We start from the raw sequence: 15,838 nt of genomic DNA on the forward strand, positions 1-15,838 counted from the left end.
CCCGTCTGCACCCTGATCGGCACCTCGCGCGACTCTCCTCTAATATATTAATATATAAAGTTTTTAATATACCATTCTGGCGGCATGGAAGTTGATTTGGGCAACCCAGGTGAACCTGAGTTCCGGCCCGAAGGAGGGACAAATGAGAACTAATTCCACCAAGTCCTTTCACGACCTCATGGCAGAGGTGATTGAACCGGGCCTCTGCTCGAATTGTTCAGGGTGCGTGTCCTTTTGCTCGGCCATGGGCTACGGCGCCCTGGAAACCGGTCCCGAAGGGGAACCGCGGTTCAGGAATCCGGCGCTGTGCATCGAGTGCGGCATATGCCACCTGATCTGTCCCGAAACCGGCCTGATGGAGGCAGATACCAGGGCGCGGCTCAACTCCCAGGCTCCCATGGGCGCGGTCCGCAATCTGACTTTTGCCCGGGCCAAAGCCCCTGAAGTCACCTGCATGGCCTCGCATGGCGGAGCCGTTACCGCCCTGCTCCTGCACCTCCTGGATACGAAGCAGATTTACGGCGCGATCGTGAACCGCCGGGAAGGGATCCACCGCAAGCCCGTGTTGGCCAGGAGCGCCAAGGACCTTCTGCTGTCCGCAGGGCATTATCCCGCCGTTTCCAATGGGCCAGCCCTGCTGGGCGAGTTGTACCAGACTCTTTCAGTGAGGGAATGCGCAGGCAGCCTGGCTCAGGGCTGGTTGCACAAGGTCGCTTTCGTCGGGCTGCCCGACCAGATCCTCGCCCTGCGCAACATGGAAACCCTGGGCATCATCCCTTCGGATGCCGTGGCCCTGTACGTGGGCCTTTTCTGTGACGAAGCCTACCAGTTGGGCATTACCGAACAGCTCCGCCTTGAGCAGGCCGGGAAGTTCAACTGGGAAAATATCCTGCGTTTCACCTGCGCCGAAGAACTCAAGATCCACCTGGACGACGGCAGGGTCGTCACCCCCCCCGAGAGGCTGCGCAAGAAGCTCAGTATGAAGGGATGTAGCGCATGCACCGACTACTCCGCGGAGCTTGCCGACATCTCCTTTGGCGGTCTGGGTGCTCCGAATGGCTGGACCACCGTGGTGGTCAGGACGGAACGCGGACAAAAGGCCTTCCAGAGTGCCTGCGGTACCGTTCTTGAGGAGCCAAGCCAGTCCCTTCGGCAAAGGCAAGAGGCCCAAAGGGCCATAGAAGGGATCTCCAGGCGCAAGCGTGAGCGAGCTGCAGGGATGCGCCAGGAACAGGTTGCCGTTTCCGGCGTCTAGCCCAAGGGGAGCATGCCATGGCCAACCGTATCGGAGTTTATGTCTGCCACTGCGGCACCAACATTCACCCGCGCGTGGATTCACCGGGAGTGGCCCGCTTCGCCGCCGGACTGCATAATGTCGTGGTTGCGAGGGACTATAAGTTCATGTGCTCGGACCCGGGCCAACAGATGATCATCCGAGACATTCATGAACTGGGGCTCAACCGGGTGGTCGTCGCGTCCTGCTCGCCGCGCTTGCACGAGAGGACCTTCCAGAACGCCTGCCTGCGCGCCGGACTCAACCCGTTCCTGTTCCAGATGACCTGCATCCGGGAGCACTGCTCGTGGATCACCACCGACAGCGAGGAGGCCACGGCCAAGGCCAAGCACCTGGTTGCCGCGGCTGTGCACCGGGTCAACGAGCACACGGAGCTCTACTCCAGAGTGGAGAAGGTCCATCCGGACGTGCTCGTGGTCGGCGCGGGGATCGCCGGCATCCAGGCCGCCCTGGATATCGCCAAGTCCGGCCATCGGGTCCATCTCGTCGAACGCGCGCCCTCCATAGGCGGGCATATGGCCCAGTTCGACAAGACCTTCCCGACCCTGGACTGCGCGGCGTGCATCTCCACCCCAAAGATGGTCGCCGTGGCCCAGGAACCCAACATCAACCTCATGACCTACAGCGAGGTGGCCGCGGTCAAGGGATTCGTGGGCAACTACCAGGCCACCATCCGGCGCAAGCCGCGCTATGTAAACATGGACGCCTGCACCGGCTGCGGGCTGTGCATGGAGAAGTGCCCCACCAAGGTTCCCAGCGAATTCGAGGAAGGGCTCGGCCTGCGCAAGGCCATCTACCGCAATTCGCCTCAGAGCGTCCCCAACAAGCCCGTCATCGATGCCGAACATTGCCGGTATCTCAACGGCAAGAAGTGCCAGGTCTGCGCGAAGAACTGCCCATCCGAGGCCATAGATTTCACGCAGACCGAACAGATGCTCGGCGTGGATATCGGCACCATCATCCTGGCCACCGGCTTCGACACCTTCGATCCCGCGCCGTTGGGCCAGTATGGCTACGGACTGTTCGACAACGTGCTCACGGGCCTCCAGTTCGAGCGCCTCAACAACGCCGTCGGACCTACCGGCGGCAAGATCCAGATGAAGGACGGCCGCCCTCCCGAAAGCGTGGCCATTATCCACTGCGTGGGCAGCCGGGATGTGAACCATTACGCCTACTGCTCGCGGGTCTGCTGCATGTATGCCCTCAAGTACGACCATCTACTGAAGGACAAGCTCGGGCACCATGTGCAGGCCTACAACTTCTACATAGACATGCGCTGCTTCGGTAAGGGCTACGAGGAGTTCTACCGCCGCGTGCAGGAGGAGGGAGTGCACTTTATCCGCGGCCGGCCGGCCGAAGTGACGGATGTGGCGCTTTCTCCGGAAGAAAAGGGCAAGCTCGTCGTGGTGAGCGAGGACACCCTGCTGGGCAGAACCGTCCGCGTGCCAGTGGACATGGTTGTGCTCTGCACGGCCATGACTTCGCGACATGATGCCGCCGAGGTGGCCCGCATCTTCGGGATCGCTCAGGGGGCCGACAGGTTCTTCCTGGAGGAGCATCCCAAGCTCGGGCCGGTCTCCACTACCACGGACGGCATCTTCCTGGCCGGAACCTGCCAGGGGCCCAAGGACATCCCTGATGCCGTGTCCCATGCCTCGGGGGCTGCTGCGCAGGCCCTGGCTTTGACCACCCGCGGTGAAGTCGCCATTTCGCCCACGGTTTCGAACATCAACCCGGACATCTGCATCGGCTGCAAGGTGTGCATAGACCTTTGCGCCTATTCAGCCATCGAATTTGATGAGCGCCGACGGGTGTCCGTCGTGAACGAGGCCATGTGCAAGGGGTGCGGCAGCTGTGCGGGCCACTGTCCGAGCGGAGCCGCGCAAATCCGGCACTTCACCGAGAGGCAGATCTTCAACGAGCTTGAGGGGATTCTCGCTCCGCAACCGCGGCCTGCCGCCGCGAAAGAACGCTCCGGGAGCGAGCTGGAATCTGCAAAGCTCCGGGTCATCCCTATGGCGGCCGCCGTGGATGCTCCAGTGCAAACGTCATGAGGAGCTGAATATGTCTGAATTCGAGCCTACCATCATCGCCTTTGTCTGCAACTGGTGCACCTACACGGCGGCCGATCTGGCCGGAACGGCGCGCATGATCCAGTCGCCGAGGGTTCGCCTCGTACGCATGATGTGCACCGGCATGGTCGATCCGAAATACGTCATCAAAGCCTTGCTTAGTGGTGCTGATGCAGTCTTGATCAGCGGCTGCCATCCCGGCGACTGCCACTACATCAACGGCAACTACAAGGCGAGGCGCAGGGTCAAGCTGCTTTCCGAGATACTGACCACTTTCGGTTTCGATCCGCGCCGGCTCAAGCTCACCTGGGTCGGGGCCAGCGAGGGAAACGAATTCGCGGAAACGGTGAATCACCTCGTGGAGGAGATCAAGGCGCTCGGCCCTTCGGAAACAACGGCGATCGAAGCCCTGTAAGGAGGAGGAGATGGGCACCACAGCCAGCATTCGGATCGACAGCGGCAGTCCCCTCAAGACCATACAGGGCCTGTTCGGTAAATTCCTTGCGGATGAAGAGGTCGCGGGAATCTTCGTTCCGCGTCATCTCCCGGCCAGAGGAATCGTCATGCCCTCCCTTATCACGGATGCGGGACAACTGGAGGCGGCCGATCCCATCGCGCCTTCCTTCCCGCTCAACGGAGCGCGGCAAATCGCGCGCCTGACCCGGGGAGAACTAGACGGGACTCTGGTCGCGGTACTCAGGCCATGCGAGATCAGGGCTTTCGTCGAACTCGTTAAGCTCAACCAGGGCAGCCTCGACAATGTCCTGCTCGTGAGCGTGGATTGCTATGGGGCCTTCGATAACCAGAACTATCGGGCCTACCTCGAAACCGGCGGCGACATGCGGCCGGAGCAGTCGGACGATTTCCTGCGCAAGGCCGCGACAGGCGAAATCGGTGAGCGGACCAACGGCCTGCCGGGATTCGCCCGGGCCTGCATGGCCTGCGAGTTCCCCACGGCCCAGGCCGCCGATCTGCACATCGGTCTCTTCGGCATGGATCTGGGCGAGGAACTTCAGCTCATCTCCGGCACACCCCGGGGCGAAGGCATCCTCAACCGCCTCGGCGTCAGCGAAGCGGCGCAAAGCGACAGGCGCGAGCAGGAGATCAAGCGTTTGACCCAAAAACGCACGGCCTACCGGGACGCCATGTTCGAGCAGACGAAAGCTAGGACCGACAGCCCGGCCAAGCTGGCGGAATACCTGGCCGGCTGCGTCAACTGCTACAACTGCCGGGTGGCCTGTCCGGTCTGCTACTGCAAGGAGTGCGTCTTCGTCACGGACGTCTTCGATCACAAGCCCTGGCAGTTCCTGGGCTGGGCCAAGCAGAAAGGCGTGTTGCGCATGCCCACGGACACGCTTTTCTATCACCTCACCCGCATGGCGCACATGAGCACCGCCTGCGTGGGGTGCGGGCAGTGCTCCAATGCCTGCCCCAACGACATACCCGTCATGGAGATATTCAGGCTGGCCGCGAACCGGACCCAGACCGCCTTCGGCTACCTAGCTGGGGCCGAACCGGCCGAAAAGCCTCCCTTGGCTGTCTTCAAGGATAGGGAATTTCCTGAGGTCACGGGCGGACTGGATTAGGGAGCGAAGGAGCGCGCTATGAAGATGACCTATGATGCCCTCGTGGTCGGGGCCGGAATCGGCGGCATCCGTTCGGCCCTTGACCTGGCCGAGACCGGCCACAAGGTCGCGCTCATGGATAGGCGACCGACAACCGGAGGACTGCTGGCCCAGCTTGACCACCAGTTCCCCACCGACCATTGCGGCATGTGCAAGATGCTGCCCCTGACCGAGCGGGACACCTCCTCGCAGTTCTGCATGCGCAAGGGGCTTTTTCACAGGAATATCGACCTGCTGCTCTCCACCGAGCTGGAATCGCTTGAAGGCGATCCCGGAGAGTTCCACGCCGTGGCGCGCAAGCGCTCCGGGTTCGTGGACCCGAGCCGCTGCATCGGCTGCGGCATCTGCGCCGAGGTCTGCCCGGTGCGGGTGAAGGACGAGTTCAACGCCGGACTCACCGAACGCTCGGCCATCCATCTGCCTGTTCCCCAGGCCATCCCCAACCACTATGTGGTGGATCTCGATAATTGCCAGCGCTGCTGGCAGTGCCACAAGGCCTGCCCCACCGGCGCGGTTGACTTCAAGTTCGAGGAACGCCCGAAGTTCGGGGTGCTCGTCGTGGCGCCCGACGGCCATGCCGCCGGAGAACTCATGCCTATTTTGGAGAGCGAGGAGTTCCCGGTGTCTCGGGTGACCAGCGGCGCGCAGGCCGTGGATCGTGTCATGGCGGATGAAAGCGTGAAGCTCGTCGTGCTGGGGCTGGGGCTCGAGGACATGCCCCTGGAACGCGTCCTGGCCAGGTTACTGGAGCTCAGGCCGCGCATGCCCGTGCTGGTTGCCGGTACGGAACGATCAGCCGAGGTCGAGACACTGTTGGGGGGCGGGGCTCACGATTTCGTGAGCCTGCCGGTGGAACCGAAGGCCTTCGTTTCCTGGTTCGACAAACTCTACATGCGGCTTGTATCGGACGAAATTCTGGAGATCGACGTGGCCGCCGTGGTGCTCGCCGCGGGATTCGACTGCTATGAACCCTCTCCGACCGGCGACGTGCTGGGCTACGGGCGCTACCCGGACGTGATGACTTCCCTCGAATTCGAGCGCTGGATCAGCGGGACCGGACCCAACGCCGGCAAGCTGATCAGGCGTTCTGATGGCGGGCCGGTGCGCAAGGTCGCCTGGCTCCAGTGCGTCGGCTCGCGCGACGTGCAGAAGCAGGCGGATTTCTGCTCCTCCATGTGCTGCATGGTCTCCATCAAGGAGGCCAACCTGACCAAGGATCTGACCCGGAACAGTCAGGAAGGGCCGGCCGACGCGGCGATCTTCTTCATGGACATGCGCACCTTCGGCAAGGACCATCAGCGTTACTGCAACGACGCCGCCGAAAGGAACGGCATCCGTTTCATCCGCAGCCGCATCCACTCCGTGATCCCGGCGAATGGTCCTGAAAAGGGCCTGTCGGTCGATTATCTGGATCAGGCCGGCGAGCTGCGCACGGAGCGTTTCGATCTGCTCGTCCTGGCGGTTGGAGCCCGCCCGCCGGAGTCCATGGCGCGCTTGGCCAAGGCCACGGGAGTCGAGACCAACACTTGGGGCTTCTGCAAGACCATGCCCTACGAGCCGTCCCGGACCTCGCGGCTGGGTGTCTTTGCCGCCGGATCGTTCGCCGGGCCCAAGGACATCGCCGAGAGCATGATCCAGTCCGGCGCGGCCGCGCTGGGCGCCTCGCGGCTCATCAACCTGTATGCCCCCATCCGGGAGCAGCACTCCGAGCCTGAACCCGAATACGAGAACGTCTCCCGTCAGCCGTCCCGCATCCTCGTGGCGCTGTGCACCTCCTGTCCGACTCTCCCCCGCAGCGCTAACCTCTCGGAGCTCTCCGCCATGTTGTCGTCGTGGCCCGGAGTGCAGAACGTCATCACCATCCACAGGGCCTGCACCGGCCCAGGCTGGCAGCAGATCATGGAGCATGCCCGCAATTCGCGGCCAAACCGTGTGCTTATAGGCGCGTGCATGCCCTATGCGTACATTCCCAAGCTCCACGAGCTGGGTCGGGAGCTTCACCTGGATCCCGCGCTCATGGACGTGGTGGACATCTACTCGCCTCTGGCGGGAACACGGTCGGAACATGCGCTCGCCGACATACGCACCACGCTGCGCATGGCGGTGACTAAGCTCGCCGGGGCCGAGCCGGCCCCAAAAACCAGAACACAGCCGGTGCACCAGGCCGCCCTTGTCGTGGGCGGCGGGCTCGCCGGCATGACGGCTGCCCTGGGTATCGCCGACCACGGCTATTCCGTGAGCCTGGTGGAAGAGAGCAATAAACTCGGCGGCATGGTCAAGAACGTGCGCGTCGGTCCCGAGGGTACGGACGCGGCCAAGTTCCTCTCCGAGCTCGTGGAGCAGGTCGAGAAGCATCCGAAGGTCAAGGTCTTCACCGATTCGCGGGTCTCGCTGTCCGTGGGCCGGGCCGGCCACTTCATGTCCGTCATCTCGACCCCGAAGGGCGCCATGAACCTGCTGCACGGGGCGACGGTGCTGGCGACCGGAGGCCAAGAATCCAAGGTCTACGAGTGGGGATTCAGGGTCCACAAGAGCGTCGTGACCCACCAGGAGCTGGAGCAGCGCCTGGCGGACGGCACCCTTGACGTAACGGACCTCGGCTGCGTGGCCATGATCCAATGCTGGCGCTCGCGGGAGGAGGAACACGAGTATTGCAGCCGGGTCTGCTGCCAACTGGCCATGAAGAACATCCTGGAACTCAAGCGCAGGAACCCGAGGCTGCCCATCTACGTCTTCTACCGCGATGTGATGACCTACGGCTTCAGCGAAGCACTGTTCACCCAGGCCCGCAAGGCCGGGGCCATGTTCATCCGCTACGATCCCGAGGCCAAACCCAAGGTTTCCTTCCAGGACGGCAAGCCCGTGATAAGCGCCATGGACCCGATGCTTGGCCGTGAAATCCAGGTGCGCGCGGACATCCTGTCGCTGGCCAGCGGCATCGAGCCGGGCGAAACCGATGAGTTGGCTGAAGTCTTCGGCGTGCCGCGAGACGAGCACGGGTTCTTCCAGGAGGCCGATACCAAATGGCGCCCGGTCGATTTCATGAAGCATGGGGTGTTCATGTGCGGCATCGCGCGCGCTCCGGGCAGCATGGAAGAAACCATTGTTTCGGCCAAGGCGGCGGCCCAGCGGTCCCTGCGGGTGCTCTCGGAGCAGCGGGTCGTCACGGGCGGCATGGTCGCCGAGGTGCGCCACACCTACTGCTCGTTGTGCGGGCGCTGCATCGATGTCTGCCCCTACGGCGCCCGAAGCATGGACACGGACCACCAGCGCGTGGTTGTCGACGAGCTGCTGTGCCAGGGCTGCGGGGCCTGCGCCGCCGTATGCCCCAACAGCGCCAGCCTGCTGAGGGGGTATTCCGACAAACAGGTTCTCGGCGTCATCGACGCGGCGCTCGAATTCTCGAGTTGACGGAGGAGGAAAGCATGCACGCATCAACCGAAACGTTGTCCATTCGTGAAGCGCCAGCCTTGGCGAAGGTGCGCGAGATGGTCATGGGCTGCATGCAGTGCGGCACATGCAGCGCATCCTGCCCCAACGCCTTTGCCATGGACTACACTCCACGGCAGCTATGGCGTCTGCTCCTCCTCGGACAGGAGCAGGAGGTGCTCGGCAGCAAGACCATCTATCTGTGTTCGAGCTGCTACACCTGCACGGTGCGCTGTCCCAGAGGGCTGCCACTTACCGAGGCCATGCACGCACTCAAGCGCCTGGCCTGGGAGCGGCTTCCTCAGACCCGTTCCCGGGCCGCCTTTTACCAGGCCTTTGTGGAGCACATACGCATCTATGGCAGGGTCCAGGAATCAGCGCTCATGGCCCGTTATTTCGCCAAAAGCCGTGATCCCCGGCTTCCCTTGTCGTTCACCGCCGCCGGCTTGCGTCTGCTGCGCAAGGGGAAGCTGCATGTGCCTGACGCCAGCCACAAGGGGATGCTCAAGAGAGTGGTCGATGCGGCCATGCCCAAGGAAGGTCGGACATGAAGTACGCATATTTTCCCGGTTGTTCCTTGATGGAAAGCGCCAAGGAATACGACTTCTCAACAAAGGTCGTGATGGAACTCCTCGATGGAAAATTGAGGGATATTCCGGATTGGGGCTGCTGCGGGGCCACTGCCGTGGAATCGGTCAGCCGGGAACTGGCCTTGTCGCTCGCAGCCAGGAACCTGGCCATTGCCGAGAAAGCCCTGCCCGGAATCGACGTCCTTGCGCCGTGCAGCGCCTGCTACCTCAACCTGCGGCGCGTCCAGGAGGAACTGCCGAAGGACCGCGAGCTTATGCAGTCGGTGAATAAGATCCTCTCGGTCGAGGATCTGGTCTACTCCGGCTCTGTCTCCGTGCGACATCTGCTTGATGTTCTGGAAAACGATATCGGCTACGAACGCCTTGGCGCCCATGTGCAGCGGGACCTCTCCAACCTGACCGTAGCCCCTTACACGGGTTGCCAGGTTCTGCGGCCCTACCGTGTCTTCGACGACCCTGAACGCCCCCAGGTTCTGGCGAAGATCCTCAAGACCATGGGCGTAAACGTGCATCCATGGGGACATTCCAGCCGTTGCTGTGGCGCATCCCTGCTGGCCAACCATCGCGCGGTGGGTCTGGAGGCGGTCAGGTCGATCCTGGAGGCGGCCCAGGGCGCGGACTGCATCGTGACCGTCTGCCCCATGTGCCAGATGAACCTCGAACTCTATCAGGGTACCCTTGGCCTGCGAATACCGGTTCTCTATCTGCCTCAACTCATGGGCATAGCCTACGGCTTTTCGTCTGATTTCATGCGCCTGGACGAAAACTTGTCGATTCCCTCGACATTTCTCGAATCCATGACGCCTGGGATCCATGCGGAGAATTTTAACAACCGTCCCGAAGGGAGGTAATGTCATGTTCAAGGACATCGTTTTGGCAGTAACACCTTCCGAGGTCTGTGAGCACGCCGCTGACAAGGCTTTCGGCTTCGCCCAGCGTTTCGAGAGCAACCTGACCATCGTCCATGTCACGGGCATGGAGCAAGGCTGGGGCCAGATGGAATGGCTCGAGCCGAGCGGCGAAACAGCGCGCATCCAAAAGAACATCGAGGAATTCTATTCCGAGAAGCTCAAGGGCATGCCGAACTACGACATCAAGGTCGTGGCGGGCATCCCGCATAACGAAATCCTGCGCATCGCGCGCCAGGCGAATGCAGACCTCATCATAATGGGCCCGCACACCAGGGAGCACAAGGAGAAGCGCTCAAAGATGTGGGGCATGGCCGGTTCGACCCTCGAGCGGGTCAGTCAGCGCGCCCGTTGCCCGGTCATGATTGTGACCCGAGAGGCGCCCTATGGCGAGCAGCGCATTACAAGGCTTCTCGCCACCAGCGACTTCTCCAAGCAGTCTGAGTGCGCGGTGGCCTACGGCGGGCAGCTCTGTCGCCACTACAACGCCGGGCTCACGGTGCTCCATGTGCTCGAAGATACCCATGGGACCCCGGACACCAAACTTGCGGAGGCCAAGGATCGTCTGCAGTGCTCCTGCGAGTCCGCGCTCAGAGGAATCAATAACGTCTGCTACGAATGCCTCGAAGGAAAGCCGGCCATGGAGATTCTCAAGTTCGCCCGCATGCGCGATGTCGACCTCATTCTCATGGCCCACCACTCCAAGGAGGAGGACCCCGAGGAGGCCTTCCTGGGTTCGGCCGTCGTCCAGGTTGCACTCAATTCGGCCTGCCCGACCATGAGCGTGAACCGGCACTTCGACCTGCGCTGCGGCATGATGTACGACCAGTCCGGCTCCGTGACGTCTGTTTCAAGCAAGGGCGAGACTACAGTCTAGGAGGAGAGCGCATGCAAGCGACCGAAAGTCTACAGCCAGTCTCTCCAATAGTGCTCCCGGTGGCCGGGCGGTCCACCTTTCTGGATACGGTGCGTGAGCTTCTGCCGGAGGGCGGCAATCTCGACATGTGCCTGACCTGCGGACTCTGCTCGGCAGGCTGCCCGGCCACGGGCATAGAGGGCATGGACCCCCGCAAGTTCCTGCGGCTCGCCGCCATGGGCGTGGACGAGGAGGTCACGTCCACGCCCTGGGTCTGGCACTGCACCATGTGCCAGCGCTGTGTCTACGCCTGCCCCATGAAGGTGGACATTCCCCAGCTTGTCTACAAGGCAAGGCAGACGTGGCCGCGCGAAAAACGCCCCAAGGGCATCCGCGGATCGTGCGACGTGGCCCTGGGCACGCCCACCAACAGCGCCATGGGCGTACGGCCCGACGACTTCGCCTTCGTCATCAACGATATCCTGGAGGAAGTCCGCGAGAACCAGGTGGGTCTGGGAAACTTGGTGGCTCCCGTGAACAAGCAGGGCGCGATGTACTTCCTCAATCAGAATTCGCGCGAACCCGCCACCGAGCCCGACGAGATGGTGCCGCTTTGGAAGATCCTGCACACGGTGGGCGCGGATTGGACCTATTCGGACGTGGGCTGGGCCGCGGAGAACTACTGCATGTTCCTGGCCGACGACGAGGCATGGGAAACGGTGGTGCGCAACAAGGTCAAGGCGGTGGAGGACCTGGGCTGCAAGTACTGGCTCAACACCGAATGAGGGCACGAGTTGTTTGCGGTCCGGTCTGGACTGCGAAAATTCAACATCACGCCCAAGTTCGAGATTGAGAGCGTCATCCGGCTCTACGCGCGCTGGATCCGCGAGGGCAAGCTGCCCGTGAGTTCCGAGTGGAACCGGGACCTCAAGGTGACCTTTACGGTCCAGGACCCTTGCCAGCTCGTGCGCAAGAGTTTCGGCGACCCCGTGGCCGAGGATCTGCGCTTCGTGGTCAAGTCCGTGGTCGGAGAGGAGAACTTCATCGACATGGTCCCGAACCGTTCGAACAACTACTGCTGCGGCGGCGGAGGCGGCTTCCTGCAGTCCGGCTACACAGAGGCGCGGCGCGTCTACGGCAAGCGCAAGTTCGACCAGATCATGGCCACGGGCGCAAAATACTGCATCGCACCCTGCCACAACTGTCATTCACAGATACATGATCTGTCGGAATATTTCCAAGGTCATTTTCCTGTGGTACACTTGTGGACGCTCATCTGTCTCTCCATGGGCATGCTTGGAGAGAATGAGCGGGCGTATCTGGGTGATGACCTGCAAGAGGTCGGTCTTTGAACCCCCAAAACTCAGCAAGGAGTGTATATGGCCATCATGATCAACGAGGAAGAGTGCGTAGGTTGCGAAAGCTGTGTGGAACTGTGCCCGGATGTCTTCGCTCTCAACGAGGCGGGGGACAAGGCCATGGTCTTGGCTCCTGATTCCACGGCTGAGTGCGTGGATGAAGCAATAGAGAACTGCCCGAGTGGGGCCATCTCGCGAGCCTAAACAGAAAGGTGGGGACTCAAAGCCGCTTTCTTTCTAGATTTGTGGATGGGGAATACAAACAACTCGCCAAGGGGTCGCACCCCTTGGCGAGTTGAGGGCGGGGAGGGCGCCGCCCTCCCCGATCAGCTTTGGCTTATTGCTCTTTTTCTACCGGCGAATGATCTGGTCGCGGTCCGGGCCGACGGAAATCATGGTCACGGGCACGCCGAGCAGTTCTTCCATGCGCAGGAGGTAGCGCCGGGCATTCTCGGGCAACTCTTCCCATGCGCGTACGGCCGAGGTGTCCTCATCCCAGCCTGGCATCACTTCGTAGATGGGCTCGACTTCGGCCAGGGCGTTCTCGGCCTGGGGCGGGTAGGCGTACTCATTGCCCTGGTAGCGGTACTTGACGCACAGCTTGAGGGTCTTAAGTCCATCGAGCACGTCGAGCTTGGTCACGCAGATGTCCGTGGGGCCGTTAAGGCGCGCGGACTCGCGCAGGATGCAGATATCCAGCCAGCCGCAACGGCGCTTGCGGCCGGTGGTGGCTCCGAATTCATGGCCGCGCGACTGCAGGAATTCACCGGTCTCGTCGTTCAATTCCGTGGGAAACGGACCGGAACCCACGCGCGTGGTGTAGGCCTTGACGATGGCCACGATGCGGTCCAGGACGCGCGGCGAACAGCCCGATCCGGCCGAGGCGTTGCCAGCCACGCAGATGGACGAAGTCACGAACGGATAGGTGCCGTGGTCGATATCCAGGTGCGTGCCCTGGGCACCCTCGAACAGCACGCCCTTGCCGGACTCCAGGCGCTGCTGGATCTCGCTGGAAACGTCGGCCAGATAACCGGCCACGCGTTCGGCATAGGGTCGCACCTGTTCGAAGACTTCATCGGCGTCCATGGGCTGCGCGCCGTACAGAGAGAACAAGGCGTTCTTCTCGACCAGGGCGGCCTCGATCTTGCGCCGCAGCAATTGCGGGTCGGTCAGATCAGCGGCACGGATGCCGGTGCGCGCGGCCTTGTCCTCGTAACACGGACCGATGCCGCGACCAGTGGTGCCGATCTTGCCGTCCTTCTTGGCCGCTTCGCGGGCCGAGTCGAGCAGCTTGTGGTAGGGCATTATGACATGCGTCTTGCGGCTGACCTTGAGTCTGTATGGAGCGACGTCCACGCCTTGCTTGGCCAGCGTGTCCAACTCGTTGCAGAAGACCTCGGGGTCCAGGACCACGCCGTTGCCGATGAGGCATATCTTGCCGGAGTGGAGGATGCCCGAGGGAATGAGGTGCAGCACGAGCTTGCGGTCCTTAACCACCAAGGTATGGCCGGCGTTGTTGCCGCCCTGGAAACGCACGATGGCATCAACCTCGTGCGTCAGCAGGTCCACGACCTTGCCCTTGCCCTCATCGCCCCATTGGGCGCCGATTATCACGATATTTGACATTTCCTACTCCTTGCATCAGCATATCCGCGGCATGGACGGAGACCGATCTGCTTGCGGAAAATAGCGCTCATGCGTAAAGGACTCTTCCCGCCTCTGTCAATGCGCATGACCAGTTTTCCGTTGGCTAATTCATGAAATCATACCATCTACACTTCTTTCTTCTGTCCCGTCGGCGCGAGCTGCTCATCCTGGCGGCCCTGTCCTTGAGCCTTGCCGCTTTGGTTTGGCTTCTGCTTTACCGCGACGTGTACTTCCCCGGCACCGTGCTGCGCGTGGCCGCACCGGACATGGAGATATTCCAGGGACGGCTGAGCCCTTACGGCTCCGGCCCTCAGCGTGACCTTCTCGAAAAATTCTGCGCCGAGCAAGGCATCGAAGCCCGCTGGTTGCCCATCAGCAATTGGGAAGAAGGCTGGCGATTGCTCCGGCAGGGTCGGGCCGACCTGCTGCTGGGGCACGGCGCATTTCCGCCCGAGAACCTCGCCTCGGCAGGCATCATCGAAGGGCCAGTGCTGGCGGAAAGCCAAGCCTTCATCCTGCACAACCGCGACAATTTCGGCCCCAAGGCACCCTTCTCTCCCTGCGACACGCCCTTCTTCTACCAACACTCGCCCGCCATTGAGGCAGTATTGAAGGGACTATGCCAGGATGACGGCGAACAGACACAGGGAAGCCCGATGGATAGCGTCTCCCTGCTGCCCATGTTCGAAGCCCTGGTCGAGGGCGGCGCCCGCCTGGGCGTGGTGGACGAGGCCTCTTTCCGCCTCTGGCAACCGCTCTTTCCCCAGCTTCAGCCTTCAAAGGTCCTGTCCACGGCCATCCAGACCCGCTGGTATATCTCCTCCAGACGCGAATGGCTTGCCGAGGCGCTGATGCAGTATCTCTCCGGAGACAGCCTGGCCCACGATCTGTCTCGGCTGGAAAGCCGCTACTGGGGATTCTTTCCTCAGGACACGAGCGCCTACGAGATCGGGTACATCCGCCGCGTGGTGCGCACGGTGCTTCCTCGCTACAAAAAAACCATCCTGGAGGCTGCCAAGCGCGAGCGCATCGATCCGCTGCTCCTGGCGGCCGTCATCTACCAGGAGTCCCGTTTCCGCTCTCGCGCCCGCAGCCATACGGGCGTACGCGGGCTCATGCAGCTCAACATGGACACGGCCCGCATGCTGGGCGTGACCAATCGCCTGGACCCTTTGCAGTCCATCCAAGGCGGCAGCAGCTACTTGCGCAGGCTCAACGACCGGCTCAATCCGCTCATTCAGGATCCCTGGGAGCGCTGGTTTTTGACCTTTGCCGCCTACAACCAGGGCTTCGGCCACCTTGAGGACGCCATGAAGCTGGCCCGCAAGCAGGGGCTCGCCCCGGACCACTGGCGTGACGTAAAGAAAGCCTTCAAGCTGCTGACCAAGAAGAAATACTATAAAGAAGCGACATACGGATATACGCGAGGATTCGAGGCCGAGGCCTACGTGGACAGCATCCGCTACTTCTACTACGTGCTCTATTCCCTAACCCTCGTCCCGGGTCCGGAAGCGGATCAACTTGCCCCCTTTGTCGACGCCACTCCTTCGGGCTGGCCCGATGTCTGAGTCGCGCCCGGCGTTTCTGGCCGCGCTGCCGCCGCGCGCTTGGGCCGCGCGGGGAATTCCCCGCCCCGGCTGCGGCAGTTCCGCCTCCGAGGTGGTCAGTTCAGCCGTTTTGGCTTTCAAGGGCTCTTGCGGTCGGTAGCCGCCTGCCCAGTGATGGTTGAAAAGCTGATTCTTCATACGCACGTTCTGGATGAAAGACAGTACAAGCACGGCCTCTTCCCAGCGTTCGCTGGGTTCGAAGCTGCGCACTACATCCGCGTAACGTTCCCAGAGACTCATGAGCGAGGCTTCATCCAGGCTGCGCAGCTGCCTGGCTATCTTAATCAGGGCCTTTTCCACGTAGATCATCCTCCACTGCTATTGCAAGTCCGCAACATATCAGAATGCGGACCTGCGGCCAATGGTCAATTTGCCCAGCGCCGCGCTTCCTGCTATGTACCTCGTTTCAGCGGGACCCACAGGCGGCCGCGTCCCGGTTCCGTGCACCACTT

The 15,838-nt window shown here is 62.1% G+C and carries 13 protein-coding genes; 11 read left to right on the top strand and 2 right to left on the bottom strand.

Translation table 11 applies throughout. The annotated features are described in order from the left end of the window. Positions 1-142: 142 nt before the first annotated feature. The 10 genes from H585_RS21095 to H585_RS0108055 are packed head-to-tail and all read left to right on the top strand — an operon-like array spanning position 143 to position 12,336. Complete coding sequence (locus H585_RS21095) at positions 143-1,255, top strand: Coenzyme F420 hydrogenase/dehydrogenase, beta subunit C-terminal domain (protein ID WP_051183031.1); 1,113 nt, start codon at positions 143-145, stop codon at positions 1,253-1,255. A gap of 17 nt (positions 1,256-1,272) precedes the next feature. Beyond that, positions 1,273-3,348, top strand: coding sequence for a CoB--CoM heterodisulfide reductase iron-sulfur subunit A family protein (locus H585_RS21100; protein ID WP_034627460.1), 2,076 nt, complete (start codon positions 1,273-1,275; stop codon positions 3,346-3,348). A gap of 10 nt (positions 3,349-3,358) precedes the next feature. Further along, positions 3,359-3,781, top strand: coding sequence for a hydrogenase iron-sulfur subunit (locus tag H585_RS0108015; RefSeq protein WP_034627462.1), 423 nt, complete (start codon positions 3,359-3,361; stop codon positions 3,779-3,781). A 10-nt stretch (positions 3,782-3,791) separates the two neighbouring features. Then, positions 3,792-4,952, top strand: coding sequence for a 4Fe-4S binding protein (locus H585_RS0108020; protein WP_027367444.1), 1,161 nt, complete (start codon positions 3,792-3,794; stop codon positions 4,950-4,952). Between the two features lie 18 nt (positions 4,953-4,970). Beyond that, entirely contained in the window at positions 4,971-8,402 is a 3,432-nt protein-coding gene (locus H585_RS0108025) for an FAD-dependent oxidoreductase (protein ID WP_027367445.1), read from the top strand. Positions 8,403-8,416: 14 nt separating this feature from the next. Next, positions 8,417-8,971 (top strand): 4Fe-4S dicluster domain-containing protein, encoded by a 555-nt coding sequence (locus H585_RS21105; protein WP_034627465.1) that lies wholly within the window; start codon positions 8,417-8,419, stop codon positions 8,969-8,971. Next, positions 8,968-9,861, top strand: coding sequence for a CoB--CoM heterodisulfide reductase iron-sulfur subunit B family protein (locus H585_RS0108035; protein WP_027367446.1), 894 nt, complete (start codon positions 8,968-8,970; stop codon positions 9,859-9,861). Before H585_RS21105 ends, H585_RS0108035 begins: the two co-directional genes overlap by 4 nt. A 4-nt stretch (positions 9,862-9,865) precedes the next feature. Further along, the gene (locus H585_RS0108040) at positions 9,866-10,795 is read left to right on the top strand and encodes a universal stress protein (RefSeq protein ID WP_027367447.1); all 930 of its coding nucleotides are present in this window, start codon (positions 9,866-9,868) and stop codon (positions 10,793-10,795) included. Positions 10,796-10,806: 11 nt separating this feature from the next. Then, positions 10,807-12,126 (top strand): (Fe-S)-binding protein, encoded by a 1,320-nt coding sequence (locus H585_RS22445; protein WP_081678618.1) that lies wholly within the window; start codon positions 10,807-10,809, stop codon positions 12,124-12,126. A 27-nt stretch (positions 12,127-12,153) separates the two neighbouring features. Then, positions 12,154-12,336, top strand: coding sequence for a ferredoxin (locus H585_RS0108055; RefSeq protein ID WP_027367450.1), 183 nt, complete (start codon positions 12,154-12,156; stop codon positions 12,334-12,336). A gap of 147 nt (positions 12,337-12,483) precedes the next feature. Here the strand turns inward: H585_RS0108055 and H585_RS0108060 are convergent, their stop codons facing one another. Next, the gene (locus H585_RS0108060) at positions 12,484-13,758 is read right to left on the bottom strand and encodes an adenylosuccinate synthase (protein WP_014259945.1); all 1,275 of its coding nucleotides are present in this window, start codon (positions 13,756-13,758) and stop codon (positions 12,484-12,486) included. A 131-nt stretch (positions 13,759-13,889) separates the two neighbouring features. Here H585_RS0108060 and H585_RS0108065 point away from each other — a divergent pair, with 131 nt between their 5' ends. Beyond that, entirely contained in the window at positions 13,890-15,347 is a 1,458-nt protein-coding gene (locus H585_RS0108065; RefSeq protein ID WP_027367451.1) for an MltF family protein, read from the top strand. Here H585_RS0108065 and H585_RS0108070 read toward each other — a convergent pair. Then, entirely contained in the window at positions 15,267-15,686 is a 420-nt protein-coding gene (locus tag H585_RS0108070; protein WP_014259943.1) for a hypothetical protein, read from the bottom strand. The two genes, H585_RS0108065 and H585_RS0108070, sit on opposite strands and share 81 nt — an antisense overlap. Positions 15,687-15,838 lie beyond the last annotated feature (152 nt).

The organism is Desulfocurvibacter africanus subsp. africanus DSM 2603 (genome assembly GCF_000422545.1).
Lineage (GTDB): Bacteria > Desulfobacterota > Desulfovibrionia > Desulfovibrionales > Desulfovibrionaceae > Desulfocurvibacter > Desulfocurvibacter africanus.